Origin of the sequence: Ruminococcus sp. SR1/5, assembly GCF_000209835.1 — a bacterium.
Taxonomy (GTDB): domain Bacteria; phylum Bacillota; class Clostridia; order Lachnospirales; family Lachnospiraceae; genus Blautia_A; species Blautia_A fusiformis.
The window spans coordinates 2,944,189-2,961,346 of record NC_021014.1 but is presented as its reverse complement, the minus strand read 5'-3'; the positions used below and the strand labels follow the sequence as shown (position 1 = coordinate 2,961,346).

The following is a 17,158-nucleotide window of genomic DNA, read 5'->3' as shown; positions in this document are numbered from 1 at the left end:
AAGGCCGGCCAGCTAAAAAGCTGTCCGGCCTTTGGTATTTCCAGAACTTTCTTCCATTGAAAGCTTATTTTGCGTAGTCAACCGCTCTGCTTTCACGGATCACATTAACTTTGATCTGTCCAGGATACTCAAGCTCTGCCTCGATCTGCTTTGCAATATCTCTTGCAAGGAGAACCATATCTGCATCACTTACATGATCCGGCACGACCATAACACGAATTTCTCTTCCTGCCTGAATAGCAAAAGATTTCTCTACACCCTTGAATTCATTGGTGATATCCTCAAGCTGTTTCAGACGATTGGTATAGGTTTCCAGGGTCTCACGTCTTGCTCCAGGTCTTGCTGCGGAAATTGCATCAGCAGCCTGTACAATACACGCGATCAGAGATTCCGGCTCCACATCACCATGATGAGACGCAACCGTGTTGATAACGATCGGGGACTCCTTGTATTTCTTGCAGAGATCCACACCGATCTGAATATGAGAACCTTCTACCTCATGGTCAATGGATTTACCAATGTCATGAAGAAGTCCGGCACGCTTGGCCATACGCACATCCACACCAACTTCTCCTGCAAGAAGTCCGGAAAGCTGTGCAACCTCAATTGAATGTCTCAGAGCATTCTGTCCATAGCTTGAACGGAATTTCATACGTCCAAGAAGCTTCAGAAGTTCCGGATGGATTCCATGTACCCCTACATCCATGGCAGCATTCTCACCGTCTTCCCGGATCTGTGCTTCCACTTCTTTCTGGGCTTTCTCTACCATCTCTTCAATTCTTGCCGGATGGATACGTCCATCCACGATCAGTTTCTCAAGAGCCACTCTGGCGATCTCTCTCCTGATCGGATCAAATGCGGAGAGTACCACTGCCTCCGGTGTATCATCAATGATCAGATCCACACCGGTAAGTGTCTCAAGTGTACGGATGTTACGGCCTTCACGACCGATGATCCTTCCCTTCATTTCATCACTTGGAAGCTGTACCACAGAAATCGTTGTCTCGGAAACATGATCCACTGCACATTTCTGAATGGCATTGACTACATATTCCCTGGCTTTCTTATTGGCATCTTCCTTGGCTCTGTTCTCAAGCTCTTTATAGAGTCTTGCAACATCCACCTTTACGTCATCTTCTACAGATTTCAGTAATTCTTCTTTTGCCTGTTCGGAGGTAAGACCTGAAACTCGTTCCAGTTCCTGTACTCCTTTTTCCTCAAGTTCATTTACTCGTTTTTCTTTTTCTTGTAACTCGTTAAATTTCGCTGTACATTCCAGCTCACGCTTCTCCACTGCATTGGCTTTTTTGTCAACAGATTCCTCTTTTGACAAAACTCGCTTCTCGTATCTCTGCAGCTCGTTTCTCCGTTCCTTGGTTTCCCTTTCCAGTTCATTTTTAGTTCGCAGAGATTCTTCCTTTACTTCAAGTAAAGTTTCACGTTTCTTGGTCTCTGCTGCTTTCAATGCTTCATCAAGAATATTCCTTGCCTTATCCTCTGCTGTACCTATGATTTCCGCATCCTTGCGTACTTTCTTGTCAACAGCAACCTTGCAAGTAACAGGAACTGCAATAAGTAGCGTGACTACCACAGCGACAATAACACCGATAATTGTGCCTGCCACAGGAGCACCTCCTTATTTAGTTTTCATTGTACAAATACAACAATACAAGTTTAGCTGTTTTTCACATTTATGTCAAGTTTTTCTCATGAAAAAGCAGATTTTGGTTAGCATATATAAACTGGCTCTTTTTCTCCGCAGAGTCATTCCATATCACGGTTCACCCGGATGTTCATTTCTTCCAGGGTATGGGAAATATCCTCATACCGGAACGCTCGTCTGGCCAGATATCCATACAGCCTTCGCATCTGTCCTTCATCAAGCTCTGTGTCCGGCGCATATTTCTTCTCGATCGTCCTGCGTAATACCTCCCGCTCGTCCGGTTCCATAAGCTCTTCCATCTCATTCCAGGCATCCAGGGCAGTCTGACGGTCCACACCCTTTAACTGAAGTTCCGAGAGGATCTTCTGACGGCTCCTGGTTTCCATGCGGAAGGAGATATAGGTTCTGGCATAACGGGCATCGTTGATATACCCATAGGACTTCACATAAGCAATGGCATCTTCTACTGCCTCCGGTGAAAATTCAGCCTGACGGAGTTTATCCGTCAGGCCTTTCTCTGTGCGGTCCATATGTTCCAGAAGCCGCATGGCTTTCTTTCTTGCACGGTTTTGTTCTTCCAGATCCAGCATGGATTACTCTTCCTTCTCTGTATCTTCTGCCTGTACTGCTGCTTCTGCTGTCTCATCTGCCGGATCCAGATGATAATGTACACGAACCTTCTTCTCGATCTCATCGCGGATCTCCGGATGCTCTCGCAGGAATAATTTGGCATTCTCACGTCCCTGTCCGATCTTATCCCCTTCATATGCATACCAGGCTCCGCTCTTGTTTACGATGGAGCATTCTGCAGCCAGATCCAGGATATCTCCCTCTCTGGAAATACCGGTTCCGAACATGATATCAAACTCTGCCTGCTTAAATGGCGGAGCCACCTTGTTCTTAACTACTTTCACACGGGTGTGGTTTCCGACCATCTCACCACCCTGCTTCAATGTTTCCACACGGCGTACATCCATACGGACAGATGCATAGAATTTCAGCGCACGTCCACCGGTTGTAGTTTCCGGATTGCCAAACATCACTCCAACCTTTTCACGAAGCTGGTTGATAAAGATCACCACGCAGTTGGACTTGCTGATAACAGCCGTCAGTTTACGGAGTGCCTGTGACATCAGACGGGCCTGCAGACCTACATGGCTGTCTCCCATATCTCCTTCGATCTCAGCCTTGGGGACCAGGGCTGCAACAGAGTCCACGATCACGATATCCACAGCACCGGAACGTACCATAGTCTCTGTGATCTCCAGCGCCTGCTCTCCGTTATCCGGCTGTGAAATATAAAGGTTGTCGATATCAACACCTATACTCTTGGCATAAACAGGATCAAGAGCATGCTCCGCATCGATAAATCCTGCGATTCCGCCTCTCTTCTGCACTTCAGCGACCATATGTAAGGCTACCGTTGTCTTACCACTGGACTCCGGTCCGTAGATTTCCACGATACGTCCCTTAGGAACACCACCTACACCAAGGGCGATATCCAGGCTTAAGCATCCTGTGGGAACTGCCTCCACCTGCATATGGGAACTGGAATCTCCAAGCTTCATGACAGAGCCTTTACCGAACTGTTTCTCAATATTTCCAAGAGCCGCTTCCAGCGCCTTCTGCTTCTCTTCACTGATCATTATGTAATCTCCTATTCTTTATTCTCTTTCTAATCAGGTTTCCTTTAATTCGAACCTTTGTTCGTGTTTTCTGTATTACATAGTATTATAAAACGGAATGATTGTCAATAAGATACTTGAAAATCCCTTTGTTTTTTTGTTGACAGGATCTCTGAAAATCCGACAAAAGGCTTCCCATACATGATTTCTTTTTCCTCTCTGAACGCAAAAAAGCAGATAAAAAGATTTCCCTCTTCATCTGCTTTTTATGCAATATATTTCCTGTCACTGATCGTTGGTCAGCTTCAGTTTGTCCAAAATATAGAATACAAGGCTTAATGCCATGGCAACCACACATGCCAGCACCATACCGGTAAGCTCAACATTTCCAAGCTTCAGGGCAATTCCGGAAAGACCTACAACAAAGACAACGCTTGTCAGCGTCAGATTTCTGGACTTGCTGTAATCCACGTGATTGTCAACCAGCATACGAAGGCCGGAGGTTCCGATCATTCCGTAAAGAAGGAAAGAAATCCCACCGATCACCGGACCGGGAATGGTACTGATCAGGGCTGCCAGTTTACCAAGGAAGGAACAGCAGATAGAAAGCACTGCCGCACCACCGATCACCTGTACACTGTAAACCTTTGTCACTGCCATGACACCGATGTTCTCACCGTAAGTAGTTGTCGGCACAGAACCAAGGCATCCGGAAACTGTGGTAGAGAAGAAATCCGCAAACAGGGATCTGTGGAGACCCGGATCTTTCAGAAGATTTCTTCCAACGATCTTTCCAGTTACGATCTGATGGCCGATATGCTCGGAGGTTACCAGAAGCAATGCCGGAAAGATCGTCATAATGGCCTCAAAATTAAATTTCGGAGATGTAAAGTTGGGAAGAGCCAAAAATGCCGCTTCCCTTACCTGTGTAAAATCCAGAAGCCCGCATGCACCTGCTGCCACATATCCCACAATGATCGCGATCAGGATCGGAATAACAGAAAGGAAGCCCCGGAACAGGATCTGCCCGAATACCGCAACTCCAAGTGTGACCAGAAATACGATCACATTCTTCGGATCTACCTTCTCGTCCAGAAGTCCTGCCGTACTTGCTGCATTTCCCGCAAGTTCCAGACCGATCAGTGCCACTACCGGTCCCATTGCCGCTGTAGGAAGCACGATATCGATCCAATCTGTTCCGCACTGGCGGACGATCAATGCCACGCACATACCAGCAATACCCAGAACAACGAACCCACCAAGGGCATACTCATATCCATACTTGCTGATCACCAGAAGAGCCGGTGAAAGGAAGGCAAAACTGGAGCCCAAATAAGCCGGTGCCTTTCCTTTTGTGATGAAAATAAAAAGGAGTGTTCCCACACCATTCATCAGAAGCACAATAGCCGGACTGATACCAAAAAGGAATGGCACCAGTACGGATGCTCCGAACATGGCGAACATATGCTGGATACTTAACGGTATCAGCATCTTTGCAGGTACTTTTTCTTCGACCTGTATGATTCTTTTTTCCACTCTCAAATCCTCCTGTTTTTTATTATCTCACAGATTATAGCACAGGTTTTCACATCGTGGGATATTTTTTCTGAAAATATACGGATACTGTGTGGTATACTGTTATTATCTCCGGAAAAACAGGCGGATTCCATAAATACAGCTGTCGTCTGTTCCGGAAGGAATTTTTCAGAAAGGAATATTCTTCTATGAAAGCATACCAACGACTTCTATCCTATGTAAAAATATCCACCCCCAGCAATGAAGAAAGCTCTTCTTCCCCCTCTTCCCAGTGCCAGTTTGACCTGGCCCGGCTTCTTGTGGAGGAACTGAAAGGCCTTGGGATCTCTGATGTATCTCTGGATGAACACTGTTACGTTTATGCACATCTTCCTGCTACAGAAGGTCTGGAGCACTGCAAAGCACTGGGCTTTATCGCTCATATGGATACGGTTTCCGATTTCTGCGACCATGCAGTCACACCGGTGGTCACAGAAGATTACGATGGAAAAGAGCTCCCTCTCGGCACAAGCGGCAGAACTCTTTCCCCGGAAATGTTCCCCCATCTTGCTTCACTTGCCGGGCGTACCCTGATCACCTCAGACGGAACCACGATCCTGGGCGCAGACGACAAGGCCGGCATTGCAGAGATCCTCACTGCGCTGGAGCATATCCTTACGGAAAAAATACCTCACGGACCTCTCTGCGTTGCTTTTACTCCGGATGAAGAGATCGGCATGGGACCGGCACACTTTGATGTAAAAAAATTCGGTGCGGATTATGCATATACCCTAGACGGTGATACGGAAGGCGAGATCCAGTACGAAAACTTTAACGCCTGCAGTGCAAAAGTAACCTTCCAGGGCGTTAATGTACATCCCGGTTCTTCCAAAAATACCATGATCAACGCAGCCCTCGTTGCCATGGAATTTAACTCCATGCTTCCGGCGGCAGATACTCCCAGGAATACAGATGATTACGAAGGATTTTTCCATCTGTGTTCCATGAAAGGAGATGTTTCCCAGGCTGAGCTTCAGTATATTGTCCGGGATCACGATGCCGCTTCTTTTGAGATCCGTCAGAAAACGCTCACACATATCACGGAGATCCTCAATGAAAAATGGGGGGAAGGTACCGTAACTCTTACCATCACCCAGCAGTACCGCAATATGAAAGAAATCATCGATACCTGCCCATGGCTGATATCTCTGGCAGAGGAAGCCTGCCACAGCTGCGATGTCACACCGCTGATCCTGCCTATCCGCGGCGGCACAGACGGTGCACAGTTAAGCTTTATGGGACTGCCCTGCCCGAATCTCGGAACCGGCGGACATGCCTATCACGGGCCTTATGAGCATATTACAGCAGAAGGAATGGATGCCGCTGTGAACATTACTTTGGAGATCATAAGACTGTTTTCACAGAAAAAAGTCTAAAAGGAATCCATTCTTCAAAAGCCTGTATTTCCAGAGACCTGATACAATAAAAAATACTCACAGATCCTCCGGCTGGAAATCTGCCGGAACAAATCTGTGAGTATTTTTTTCTATGCTAGCTGTGTTCACTTTAAGTTCTGCACCGAATAACTGTATTGCCGTTTACTGATCGGACTTACAGATCAGATGATCTTCATCATTCTCGCCAGTTTCTTCATATATCTTCCACCAGGCATCATACCCAGTTCTTCTTCACCGGGCTTGCTTACAAACAGATATACAATAAAGTATACAACTGCTGCCAGGATCACAGAAATACCAAGGCAGATCACATTGGAATGGATCAGTGCATACAGGCCGTAATACACCACTCCCGCAACGACTCCCATCGGGATAGATGCCAGGAACGGGCTTAAATAAGCACTTCTCCACGGATTCTTATAGCCCATATATTTCTTGATGGAACGATCATTGAGAAGACACATCACAACTGCATAAACGATCTGGGCAATGACAATGGTATAAACACCAAGATTGGTAAATACCAGAAGCAGGGCCATGGCTATCACATCTGCCACCAGTGCAATGGCTGCATGGATCATCGGGAGCTTCGGCTTGCCGATTCCCTGAAGTACACCGTTGGTGATATTGGAGTTGCCATTCAGGATAATGGTGATTCCTCCCAGGATCAGAAGCTGTCCGCCTACGCCATTGGTTCCCGGGAAGATCAGTCTCGTGATCGGTCCGGAGAGAACTGCAAGACCTACTGCCGCCGGAATGGAGATCAGCATACTGATCCATGTGGCACGGTCTGTCTTCATATTTGCACCTTCAATATCGTGCATTGCATAATGCGCAGAAACCTCAGGGATCATAGATGTCGGTGCTGTACTTGCCAGGGTAAGCGGGATATTGATCAGCGTCATATAATATCCGTACTCAGAATACAAGGTCTGGATCACGTCCTTGGCAGCACCCTTGATATCCATGATACCGGAATACATATAGCTGTTGATATATCCGTTTACATTATAAATAAAAGCACTGAGAATGATCGGCATGATGATGAGCACGATATTACTCATTACATGACCCATACTCTCATTTACAGAATGGCGGTCATTGACGATCCTTTTCCGGATGATCTTACGGTTTACCCCATAAACGATCAGCATAAAGATCAGCGCAGAAGCCACACCTGCTCCGGTACCCATGGTAGCACCTGCCGCACCCCAGCGATGGACCAGATCCATATCTCCTGTTGCGGAAAAATGCTGGATAAATACATGTGACATCAGAAGCGCAAAGGTTGCCACAAAGATCTGCTCAATGATCTGCGAGATCGATGTAGGCATCATATTGCGGTATGCCTGGAAATATCCACGGAATACACCGCAGAGACCGGACATGAAAATTGTGGGCGCAAGCATCTGCAGTGCCAGACGGGCGTTAGCCATACTGTCCGGAACCAGGATTCCTGCACCAAATACACAGATCAGCGCCACGATACCGCCGGCAACTGCCGCATAGATCAGTGCACCGTAAAATACCTTCTGTGCATCCTTATATCTGTGAAAAGCGATCTTCTCCGCCATGATCTTGGATACAGCCTGAGGAATACTGAAGGACGCGATCATCAGCAGAATAAAATATACATTCTGTGCAAACTGGAAAAGTGCAAAGCTCTGACTTCCCAGTGTAGTTGAAAGCGGACTCTTGTACAGCATTCCGATGATCTTGGAGATCAGCGCCGCAACCATAAGAAAAGATGCGTTTTTCACAAGTGTGTTATCATTTTTTTACCCATTTTACTTTCCCTAACTTAAATATTCTCAATCTGCCAGTCAACAGGTTCTACCCCATTGGCTTTCAAAAATTCATTAGCCTTGCTGAAATGCTTGCATCCGAAAAATCCCCGGTAGGCAGAAAGGGGACTTGGATGTGGTGCTTCCAGGATCAGATGCTTCGGATTATGAAGCATGGATGCCTTCATCTGAGCAGGCCGCCCCCAGAGAAGAAACACGATCGGGCGATCCTCCTGGTCCAGGATCCGGATGGCCGCATCGGTAAACTGTTCCCAGCCGATCCCTCTGTGGGAATTGGCCTGATGTGCACGTACAGTCAGCACTGTGTTCAAAAGAAGCACGCCCTGCTTTGCCCATTTTTCCAGATTACCGTTGTTTGGGATATAACATCCCATATCATCCTCAAGTTCCTTATAAATATTCACTAGAGATGGCGGTGTTTCCACACCTTTTTTACGGAAAAGCAAAGCCCATGAGCCTGTCCGTCATTGTGATAGGGATCCTGTCCCAGGATCACAACCTTTACCTGATGCAGAGGCGTAAAATGAAACGCATTGAACATATCTTCCGGCGGCGGAAAAATCTTTCTTGTTCTGTATTCTGTCATCACGGTTTTATAAAGTTTGGCATAGTAGGGCTGATGAAACTCACCTTTCAGTGCCTCCTGCCAGTCTCCTGCTATAGGAGCCATATCTATCACCTCTCATCCAACTTATCTTCTCACGGAAATTCCTTTTTCCGCAAGGTAATCCTTCACTTCCCGGATCTCCAGCTCTTTGTAGTGGAACAGAGATGCTGCCAGTGCCGCATCTGCTCCGCCTTTTGTCAGTGCATCATAAAAATGCTCCAGGGTTCCGGCACCACCGGAGGCGATCACCGGGATGGAAACCGCATCTGCAACGGCTCTTGTAAGTTCAATATCATACCCGGCCTTGGTTCCGTCACAGTCCATACTGGTAAGAAGGATCTCACCTGCGCCAAGTTCTTCCACCTTCTTTGCCCATTCAAGAGCATCAATACCGGTATCCAGTCTTCCGCCATGTTTGTAGATATTCCAGCCGCCATCCTGTCTTCTCTTGGCATCAATGGCAACTACTACACACTGGCTTCCGAATTTCTGTGCGGCCTCATGGATCAGCTCCGGACGGTCGATAGCTGCGGAATTTACAGAAATCTTATCTGCACCTTCACGGAGAAGCTTCCGGAAATCATCTACGGTACGGATCCCTCCGCCTACGGTAAACGGGATAAATACGTTGGCAGCAACAGCTCTTACCATATCCACCACGGTATCACGCTCCTCGCAGGAGGCAGTAATATCAAGAAAAACAAGCTCGTCCGCACCGGCTGCATCGTAAGCTTTGGCAATTTCCACCGGATCTCCGGCATCCTTAAGATCAACAAAATTCACGCCTTTTACTACACGTCCTTTATTTACATCCAGACATGGAATGATTCTTTTTGTAAACATGATTATGCCTCCTTTCCGGTGCCTGACGCAAGTGCCGCAAAATTCTCAAGGATCTTCAAGCCCCACCGGCTGCTTTTTTCCGGATGGAACTGACACGCAAATACATTTCCCTTCTCCACAGACGCATGGATGCATGTGCTGTACTGAGTGGTCGCTTTCACGATCTCTTCCTCCTCTGCCTGAAGATAATAGGAATGTACAAAGTAAACGTATGTGTTTTCCGGAATACCTTTAAATAATCTTCCGCTGTTCTGAATATGCAGGGAATTCCAGCCCATATGCGGGATCTTCAGTCCCGGACTTGGCGGGATGCGCAGGATTTTCCCCTTCAGGATTCCAAGACCTTCCACTCCCGGTGTCTCATCACTGCTCTCAAAAAGCAGCTGCAGTCCCAGGCATATCCCAAGAAAGGACGTTCCCTTTTCCACGATCTCATGTATTACCGGAACAAGTCCGTATTTTTTGAGATTTTCCATAGCATCCCCAAAGCTTCCAACCCCCGGAAGGATTACTTTATCTGCTTTCAGAAGCACCTGGGGATCTCTTGAGACGACAGTCTCCTGTCCCAGATACTGAAGTGCTTTTTCCACACTTTTGATGTTTCCTGCATCATAGTCAATGATTCCTATCATAATAATGCTTCCTCCTGCTCTTTTGTATCTCGATATTCCTCTCTCACCTTCGATTTACATTGCTTTAGTATAACGCAAAAACAGGCGGTTGCAAAGACTTTTCTCTGCTGCCGCCCATTTTTTCACATTATCACGGTAAAGTTTTATTATTTCCGGTCCAGTGTAAACCAGAATTCCACGCCATTATCAAAGTTCTGCACGCCATATTCCTGGTTCATGCTTTCCATGATGGCCTTTACAATGGATAAACCGATACCGCTTCCGCCGTATTCCCTGGTTCTCGCTTTATCAACTTTATAAAATTTATTCCAGAGATTCGGTACATCTGCCTCAGGGATCGGAGTCCCTGTGTTAAACACACTGATCTTCACACGGTTACCCTCATCCTGCAGCTTGATCTCGATTTCTTTCTCTCCCTCCAGATGGTTCAGGGCATTGCTTACATAGTTTGTCACAACCTCTTCGATCTTAAACTCATCGGCCCATACATAAACCGGCTTCTCCGCCTCAAAGATCACTTTTGCATCCTTCTGCCCGATCATGATATTCATGGTCTGAAGCACGCCGCGAATCAGGGATACGATATCAAACCGCTCCATTACAACTGCATCTTTGCCGGATTCCAGCTGATTCAGTGTTAGAAGATTTTTTACCAGTTTATTCATCTTGGAGGCTTCATCCATAATGACATCGCAATAAAACTCTCTGCTCTCAGGATCATCAGAAATATTTTCTTTTAAGCCTTCTGCATAGCCCTGGATCAGGGCTATGGGAGTTTTCAGTTCATGGGATACGTTATCCAGAAATTCCTTTCGCATCTTGTCGATCTTGATCTTGTCCTCAATGTCACGCTGCAGTTCATTATTTGCAGATTTCAGTTCACTGATGGTAGTCTCCAGCTGTGAGGACATCCGGTTGAAATTATCTCCCAGAACATCGATCTCATTGCCGACCTTGCTCTCGTATTTTGCCTCAAAATCCAGATCTGACATTTTTCTGGAAAGTTCCGTAAGCTCACTGATGGGACGGGTGATCCTCCTGGTCACGACCATAATGACCAGACCACTTAAGATTATGATCATCAGACCTACCGCAAAGTAAAACTTATTGGAAATATCAGCGCTCTCCCGGATGCTCTCAAGGGGTGTCCTTATGATAAAATAATGTTCCTCATCCAGCTGTCCCCAGCATTCCACATAATCCATTCCCGCAAAACGGTCATGCGACTGCTGGATGGTATAATTGTCACCCTGCTTCAAGGTCCGGCTCTTATCTCCGTCCTCATCCAGATCATAGACATATCCGAACAGCTTGCTCTGAAGCATTTTTTCATTTTCGCCCCAGGAAAGCCAGCTGGTATTGCTGCTGTCAATGATAACCCAGGAAAGATTGTTTCTGGAGCAGGCTCTCTGGATCTCATCGGGAATACTCTCCATACCTTTCGAGCTGTTGCTGTTCATCATCTTGTCAATATCTGTATTTTCCAGAGTTGTTCGGAGATTCAGAAGTACATCGATCTTTTTTGTCACATAATATTTTTCAAGAAAGGCTCCGTTGATCACGGTAATAGTCAGAATGGATAAAAACAGCAGACCGATAAAGTATGCTGTGATCTGATGGCGGAGACTGTGGATCTTTTTATTTTTCCTTCGTTTTTTCATTCTCCTACCTCAAACTTATAGCCCATCCCCCAGACTGTCTTGATATACTCGCCCTTATCGCCCATTTTACTTCTCAGTTTTTTGACATGAGTATCAATGGTTCTGGCATCTCCGAAATAATCATAATTCCACACAGAATTCAGGATCTTTTCTCTGGAAAGAGCGATTCCCTCATTCTCCAGAAAATAAGTCAGAAGCTCAAATTCCTTGAAGCTCAGATCCATCGGTTTATCATCTACCGTTGCCTGATGCGCTGCCTTGTCAATGACAATCCCACCTGCTGAAAGTATCTCATCCGGGTTGCTCTGTCCCGTTCTTCGAAGAATGGCTTCTACACGTGCTACAAGGATCTTGGGGCTGAAGGGTTTGGAGATATATTCGTCCACCCCGAGTTCAAATCCCAGAAGCTCATCACGCTCATCTCCTCTTGCTGTCAGCATAATGATGGGAACCTTGGAATTTTTGCGGATCTCACGACATACTTCCCAGCCATCCATCTTCGGCATCATCACATCCAGGATCAGAAGCGCAATGTCCTTTTCTTTATAAAAAATATCCATGGCCTCCTCACCGTCGCCTGCTTCCAGTACCTGGAAATTCTTTTTGGTGAGAAAATCCTTTACCAGTTTTCTCATTCTGCTCTCGTCATCTACTACAAGAATTTTTAATGCATCCATTCTATCTTCCTCCGTTTCTCAGTCGCTGTTCCGGGCAGCTGCTGACAGCCCGAAATGCTCTGTATCATCCCTCTTTACAAAAAGCTGAGCTTTTACTTCCGATTCATTCTAAAGCGGATATTTCCATTCCGCTTTGCTACTGCTCATAATATATCACAGGTTTGTGTTGTGTGTGTGAACGTAATTTCATTTTTTTAATTTTATCCGCAAAAAAGGAGAACCCTCTAAAAGGATTCTCCGATCTTTTCTCCCATGAATACTCTTGTTTCAATTCCTTCACGGGAATTGTTTAAAATATCTTCATCCGGCTTTACCGCATTTTTTTCGGTGATCAGCACAATGGTGGAGCCTCCGAAAGCAAAATTTCCTTTTTCGTCTCCCCGTTTCACAAATGCTTTCCCTGGCCGGTTTTCGATCCTTCCGACAAGAAGAGCACCTACCTCCATCATCAGCACGGTACGGAAATTCTCTGTTTTCAAAAGAGAATACTCTCTGCTGTTTTCCTTGTAGATCGGATAGGCATCGTTGGCCACGGGGTTGACTGTATGCAGGATCCCCGGGATCCTGATGCGTCCGGACTCCGCCGCATTGTCCGGATAAATATATCTGTGATAATCCTGAACACAGAGACGAAGCACCCACACATAGCCACCCTGATATCTTTTTCCAAGAGAAGGATTCCTGAGAAGCTCATCTATGGTATATTCGGTCTGTTTGATATGAAGACGGGCTTTTTCATCTACCGGATACACACTCACCCTGCAGTCACAGGGACTGATAAAATGTCCCGGTTCCATATCAATATGGCGGGCACCCTCCCGGATCTTCCGCTTGAAAAAATCATTGTAAGAGATGTATTTACGCTTTTCATAATCACTCATATCCAGATGATTGAACCGTATAAAGGGTTTCACCGCTGCTGCCGACAGCCTGGAATCCAGAAGCTTTCCCATGGCAATGGAAACAACAGGAGTGACCAGTGGACGTATCAGCATGCGTCCGGCTACAGAACCGTAGATTTTTTCCAGAAGGTTGTTCTGAAAGGAATCCTCCTCTGTAATATGCCCCATTCTGTCCGCTGTCCGGATCATAGATTACCACCTCTCTCCATGGAAAGCTTATAGAGATAATTGAACTTCCACCATCCTTCGTTGTAGAAAAGTACAAGAAGGACTGCCACAGAAACTACCGCAACAATGATCACCAGCTCCCTGTTGGTGGGCTTACGGAATTTAAAATCCAGGATAAACAGAAGTCCTACCGTCAGCATTGCGATATGAAGGAGCACCACAAACCATTTATACTCCGGAAAAAGCAGGGATACCACAAACAGAAGCGGCAGGACCACAGACATGGATGTGATGGGAAGTCCCTGATAATATTTTCGGTTTTCGGAGGTTTCATTCTGACGTTTTTCCTCCATAACATTGAAGTATGCCAGACGGATCAGGCCTGCCAGACCGTAAAATAAAAGAATAGCTATTCCGTAAATATGACACATTCCAAGCTTAAATCCCAGCACAATGGGAAGGATCCCGAAACAGACGATATCTGCAAGGGAATCGATCTGGATCCCGAAGCATTTCTCTTCCTCCGTTCTGTTCTTCTTAGTTCTTGCGATCTTTCCGTCAAACATATCGCACAGTCCGGAAAATGCAAGACAGCACACCGCTGCTGAAATATGGTCCGTCACAGCGCAGAAGATTCCGATCATGGAAGAAACTACGCTTATGTAAGTCATTATTACCGTGTAATCATAAAATCCTATCATTTGCACACCTCTTTTTTCTTTTTCATGTCAGGCTATATTCGCAGTCCCACAGGGGACTTACCTGATCTGGGTCAAGCAGATCTCCGCGATCTGCATTCGATCAAATCTTTTCAGGATTCCTTTTTTCCGATAGTGAGCTGAGCCACCGCAGTAAACACCGCACTGATCAGCAGCTCTCCGTAATATCCCAGCCCTCTGCTAAGTACCATTCCCGGAAGCAGCAGGCCACCGAATACCGGACTGAAAATAGTAAGAAACAAAGTCTCACTGATCCCCATTCCTCCCGGAAGCGGCAGCATATCCACAGATACCGATATCACTGCCTGGAGAAAAAGGATATCCAAGAAACCGGTTCCATGGAGTCCAAAAGCCTGATATACGAACCAGGTTACTGCAAACAGTGCCATACGCTGGATAAAAGTGATCTCTATCACTTTAACGATCACCAGCGGATTATTCTTCAGATATGCCGCAGTATTTCGGTAAGTATCCATGGAAGCTTCCAGTTTTTTCAGCCGTCCCTCTTTTTTCCTCATCAGATGAAACCGTTCCAGAAGCTTCATGCCCTTCATCAGGATCGCTTTTGCCAAAAGCGGATGAAATACCAGAATGGTCATAAAAGTGACACAGAAGATATTCAGCATCAGCCCCAGATAAAACACCGGCAGGATTCCTTCCAGATATTTGTGAAGAAATCCTCTTCCGAAAATTGCGATCCCAATACCGATCACCACAAGCACCAGCTTATAGGTAATCGTCACGATCATCAGGATCACCGTTGACACCGGAATGGAAATCTTCTCTTTTTTCATATAGTAGATCTGCATGGGCTGTCCGCCGCTGGCGGATGGTGTGATACAGCTGAAAAAGAATCCTACAGACGAAAACAGAAAGCAGGTTCTTTTTTTCAGATGGATCCCGCTGGAACGCATCATATACCAGATAATGATGGATTCCCCCCAGATAAAAAATGCTACCAGTGCAATTCCCGGAAGCAGCCACCGTTTATCTGCCCTATGTATGGCATCCATCATGGAAGACAGGTCTTCTCCATGAAAAACGCCGTAGATAGTCAGGGCAAAAACTACTGCCAGGAACACTCCGTTAAATATGATCTTTTTCTGCTCTTCATCACTTGACACCTTCTGTATAGCTGTTGATCTTCTTTTCAATTTTAGTTCCAAACCGTTCATAAATATGCCAGAGTTTTGTTTTCTGTCCCAGAATAAAGCATACCTGAGCCAGGATCACACCACCTGCCACATCCACAAGTACATGCTGCTTGGTAAAAATGGTAGACAGAAAAACCAGCACAGCCAGTGTAAACGATACCCCCTTATACCATGTTGGAATTCTTTTCTGATCCTTGATCCCCAGAAAACAGAACCAGCTTACCAGACAATGGATAGATGGAAACAGGTTATCTGCCGCATCAATGGAATACAGCCAGCCGGCCAGCAGATCCCAGATTCCGTTTCCTTCGATCACCGGTCTTGTATTGGTAGTGGGATATGCCAGAAATATGATCAGACACACACAACGGGATATAATATCCGCAGTAAAAAACGGTAAACCTGTTCCCGCTCCTGCCTTGCCGCAAGGATATAATTCACTGCCCAGAATACATAACAGCCAAAATAGATAATCAAAAACTGCGGCACAAATGGGAGCCGCAGATCAAGATTACTTTCTATATTGTGATGATACCAACCGCCTGCGATCGCCCTTGAACCGGAATATACAAGACAGTTAAATACAAATGAAAAAACAAGGGGAAAAAGCCCGTACGCAGGTACGATCCCTGTTACATATTTCCAAAAACGTTTCATAAATTCACGCCTCATTATTTTATTGATATCAGGAATAAAACATATTCTTCTCCTGCTAACATCTGCTAGTCACAGTATAACAGTCGGGGCGTATGGTTTCAACTAAATATGGAAAGTTTAAGAATTGTTAAGATTTGAGTTCAGTTATTTTTCTTTTTGTTCATACTTTTTTCAGAATGACGTCACAGAATGACCACAAAATATGAGTATATTATTAGATGTGCAAAGGGTACTACCTTTGATAACACTTTTTTCTTTTTCATACTGCCGGGGCTACCTCCAAACAAAGCCCCGGCCTCCTTCCTTTTTATTTTCCCATTTTTTAATTATGCCATGCAAGACGTACACTGGACGGATGTACTTCTTTTGTCATCCAGTCCACATCGTTGGTGATCCAGTCCATGATCCCGAGCTGGCGTGTCTCCCATGCTATGGTTGCCTCTCTTGCTTCCGGTGTTTCTTCCACTTCCATGGTTGTGTCGATCTCATCATATCCAAAAATATATCCGCCTGCACTCCAGATGCTGAAGTTGCTGTCCGGGCCCGGATCTATTGTTTCGCCTCTCTGCGCCACAAGTCCGTCATGACGGGCTTTATATTCTTCCTCACAGCCGTCTTTTAATTTTGTCATGAACATTCTGTGGCGGATCAGCTCTTTGTTTTCTCTCACAACACCAAAATTATGATACATCAGGCGCATGTCTTTTCCAGGAGTAGAGATCCAGGTAAAGGTATCTCCGATCTTTTCAGTCAATGCTGCCTTTACTTTCTCCTCTTCCGGAGAGATCACCTCTCCGTCTGCATTTTCGTAATATCCGAAGATCAGGTCTGCCGCATTCCAGATGCTGAAATTATGGATGCCGTTACGGTCAAGATATGCAGTAAGCTCCGGCCAGATCTCGCCTAAGGTCTTACGGTAATCATTCATTTTTCCTTCTTTTACTTTCATTGCAAAAGCATGTCGTTCCATTTATGCTATCCTCCTGTTTTGATGATCCTGTGCTATGTTTTTCACTATGAGCAGATATAGTTCTTCTGCCCTCATATGATTTGATTCTATCACTTTTATTTTG

General features: G+C 45.7%; 16 protein-coding genes and 1 pseudogene. 1 reads left to right on the top strand and 16 read right to left on the bottom strand.

Going from position 1 to position 17,158, the window contains the following annotated elements:
• Positions 1 to 64: 64 nt before the first annotated feature.
• The 4 genes from rny to uraA form a co-directional block, all read right to left on the bottom strand.
• Entirely contained in the window at positions 65 to 1,624 is a 1,560-nt protein-coding gene (gene rny / locus CK1_RS14890) for a ribonuclease Y (protein WP_021650814.1), read from the bottom strand.
• 140 nt (positions 1,625 to 1,764) lie between these two features.
• A complete protein-coding gene (locus tag CK1_RS14885) occupies positions 1,765 to 2,253 on the bottom strand; it encodes a regulatory protein RecX (protein WP_015526987.1) in 489 nt (162 codons plus the stop codon).
• Positions 2,254 to 2,256: 3 nt separating this feature from the next.
• A complete protein-coding gene (gene recA / locus CK1_RS14880) occupies positions 2,257 to 3,309 on the bottom strand; it encodes a recombinase RecA (RefSeq protein ID WP_015526986.1) in 1,053 nt (350 codons plus the stop codon).
• A 264-nt stretch (positions 3,310 to 3,573) separates the two neighbouring features.
• Positions 3,574 to 4,824 carry a uracil permease gene (gene uraA / locus CK1_RS14875; RefSeq protein WP_022426696.1) on the bottom strand — a complete coding sequence of 417 codons (1,251 nt, stop codon included), beginning with the start codon at positions 4,822 to 4,824 and terminating at the stop codon, positions 3,574 to 3,576.
• A 188-nt stretch (positions 4,825 to 5,012) separates the two neighbouring features.
• Here uraA and pepT point away from each other — a divergent pair, with 188 nt between their 5' ends.
• Positions 5,013 to 6,239 carry a peptidase T gene (gene pepT, locus CK1_RS14870; RefSeq protein ID WP_306288962.1) on the top strand — a complete coding sequence of 409 codons (1,227 nt, stop codon included), beginning with the start codon at positions 5,013 to 5,015 and terminating at the stop codon, positions 6,237 to 6,239.
• A gap of 182 nt (positions 6,240 to 6,421) precedes the next feature.
• Here the strand turns inward: pepT and CK1_RS14865 are convergent, their stop codons facing one another.
• From CK1_RS14865 to CK1_RS14810, 12 genes and pseudogenes are all read right to left on the bottom strand, one after another.
• Positions 6,422 to 8,020 (bottom strand): putative polysaccharide biosynthesis protein, encoded by a 1,599-nt coding sequence (locus CK1_RS14865; protein ID WP_306288961.1) that lies wholly within the window; start codon positions 8,018 to 8,020, stop codon positions 6,422 to 6,424.
• A gap of 41 nt (positions 8,021 to 8,061) precedes the next feature.
• Positions 8,062 to 8,735, bottom strand: a pseudogene (gene ung, locus CK1_RS14860) (uracil-DNA glycosylase).
• Between the two features lie 21 nt (positions 8,736 to 8,756).
• Complete coding sequence (hisF, locus tag CK1_RS14855) at positions 8,757 to 9,515, bottom strand: imidazole glycerol phosphate synthase subunit HisF (protein WP_015526984.1); 759 nt, start codon at positions 9,513 to 9,515, stop codon at positions 8,757 to 8,759.
• A 2-nt stretch (positions 9,516 to 9,517) separates the two neighbouring features.
• Entirely contained in the window at positions 9,518 to 10,147 is a 630-nt protein-coding gene (hisH, locus tag CK1_RS14850) for an imidazole glycerol phosphate synthase subunit HisH (protein ID WP_015526983.1), read from the bottom strand.
• Positions 10,148 to 10,293: 146 nt separating this feature from the next.
• A complete protein-coding gene (locus CK1_RS14845) occupies positions 10,294 to 11,808 on the bottom strand; it encodes a sensor histidine kinase (RefSeq protein WP_015526982.1) in 1,515 nt (504 codons plus the stop codon).
• Positions 11,805 to 12,485, bottom strand: a complete 681-nt coding sequence (locus tag CK1_RS14840) for a response regulator transcription factor (RefSeq protein ID WP_015526981.1) — start codon at positions 12,483 to 12,485, stop codon at positions 11,805 to 11,807. The genes CK1_RS14845 and CK1_RS14840 overlap by 4 nt, the downstream gene beginning before the upstream one ends.
• Positions 12,486 to 12,709: 224 nt before the next feature.
• Positions 12,710 to 13,576 (bottom strand): phosphatidylserine decarboxylase, encoded by an 867-nt coding sequence (locus CK1_RS14835; RefSeq protein WP_015526980.1) that lies wholly within the window; start codon positions 13,574 to 13,576, stop codon positions 12,710 to 12,712.
• Positions 13,573 to 14,256, bottom strand: a complete 684-nt coding sequence (locus tag CK1_RS14830; protein WP_015526979.1) for a CDP-alcohol phosphatidyltransferase family protein — start codon at positions 14,254 to 14,256, stop codon at positions 13,573 to 13,575. Before CK1_RS14830 ends, CK1_RS14835 begins: the two co-directional genes overlap by 4 nt.
• A 110-nt stretch (positions 14,257 to 14,366) precedes the next feature.
• Positions 14,367 to 15,428: a lysylphosphatidylglycerol synthase transmembrane domain-containing protein gene (locus tag CK1_RS14825; protein WP_306288960.1), complete on the bottom strand. Its 1,062-nt coding sequence runs from the start codon at positions 15,426 to 15,428 to the stop codon at positions 14,367 to 14,369.
• Complete coding sequence (locus tag CK1_RS14820; RefSeq protein WP_022426550.1) at positions 15,388 to 15,792, bottom strand: phosphatase PAP2 family protein; 405 nt, start codon at positions 15,790 to 15,792, stop codon at positions 15,388 to 15,390. Before CK1_RS14820 ends, CK1_RS14825 begins: the two co-directional genes overlap by 41 nt.
• The gene (locus CK1_RS14815; RefSeq protein ID WP_015526978.1) at positions 15,783 to 16,085 is read right to left on the bottom strand and encodes a hypothetical protein; all 303 of its coding nucleotides are present in this window, start codon (positions 16,083 to 16,085) and stop codon (positions 15,783 to 15,785) included. The genes CK1_RS14820 and CK1_RS14815 overlap by 10 nt, the downstream gene beginning before the upstream one ends.
• 322 nt (positions 16,086 to 16,407) lie before the next feature.
• Positions 16,408 to 17,055, bottom strand: a complete 648-nt coding sequence (locus CK1_RS14810) for an L-rhamnose mutarotase (protein WP_015526977.1) — start codon at positions 17,053 to 17,055, stop codon at positions 16,408 to 16,410.
• Positions 17,056 to 17,158 lie beyond the last annotated feature (103 nt).

Bases quoted from the DNA above. Each gene is read 5' to 3' on its own strand.
- CK1_RS14885 (WP_015526987.1), bottom strand. From the start codon at position 2,253: ATGCTGGATCTGGAAGAACAAAACCGTGCAAGAAAGAAAGCCATGCGG.
- CK1_RS14815 (WP_015526978.1), bottom strand. From the start codon at position 16,085: ATGAAACGTTTTTGGAAATATGTAACAGGGATCGTACCTGCGTACGGG.
- hisH (WP_015526983.1), bottom strand. From the start codon at position 10,147: ATGATAGGAATCATTGACTATGATGCAGGAAACATCAAAAGTGTGGAA.
- pepT (WP_306288962.1), top strand. From the start codon at position 5,013: ATGAAAGCATACCAACGACTTCTATCCTATGTAAAAATATCCACCCCC.
- CK1_RS14835 (WP_015526980.1), bottom strand. From the start codon at position 13,576: ATGATCCGGACAGCGGACAGAATGGGGCATATTACAGAGGAGGATTCC.
- CK1_RS14845 (WP_015526982.1), bottom strand. From the start codon at position 11,808: ATGAAAAAACGAAGGAAAAATAAAAAGATCCACAGTCTCCGCCATCAG.
- CK1_RS14810 (WP_015526977.1), bottom strand. From the start codon at position 17,055: ATGGAACGACATGCTTTTGCAATGAAAGTAAAAGAAGGAAAAATGAAT.
- CK1_RS14840 (WP_015526981.1), bottom strand. From the start codon at position 12,485: ATGGATGCATTAAAAATTCTTGTAGTAGATGACGAGAGCAGAATGAGA.
- recA (WP_015526986.1), bottom strand. From the start codon at position 3,309: ATGATCAGTGAAGAGAAGCAGAAGGCGCTGGAAGCGGCTCTTGGAAAT.
- hisF (WP_015526984.1), bottom strand. From the start codon at position 9,515: ATGTTTACAAAAAGAATCATTCCATGTCTGGATGTAAATAAAGGACGT.
- CK1_RS14830 (WP_015526979.1), bottom strand. From the start codon at position 14,256: ATGATAGGATTTTATGATTACACGGTAATAATGACTTACATAAGCGTA.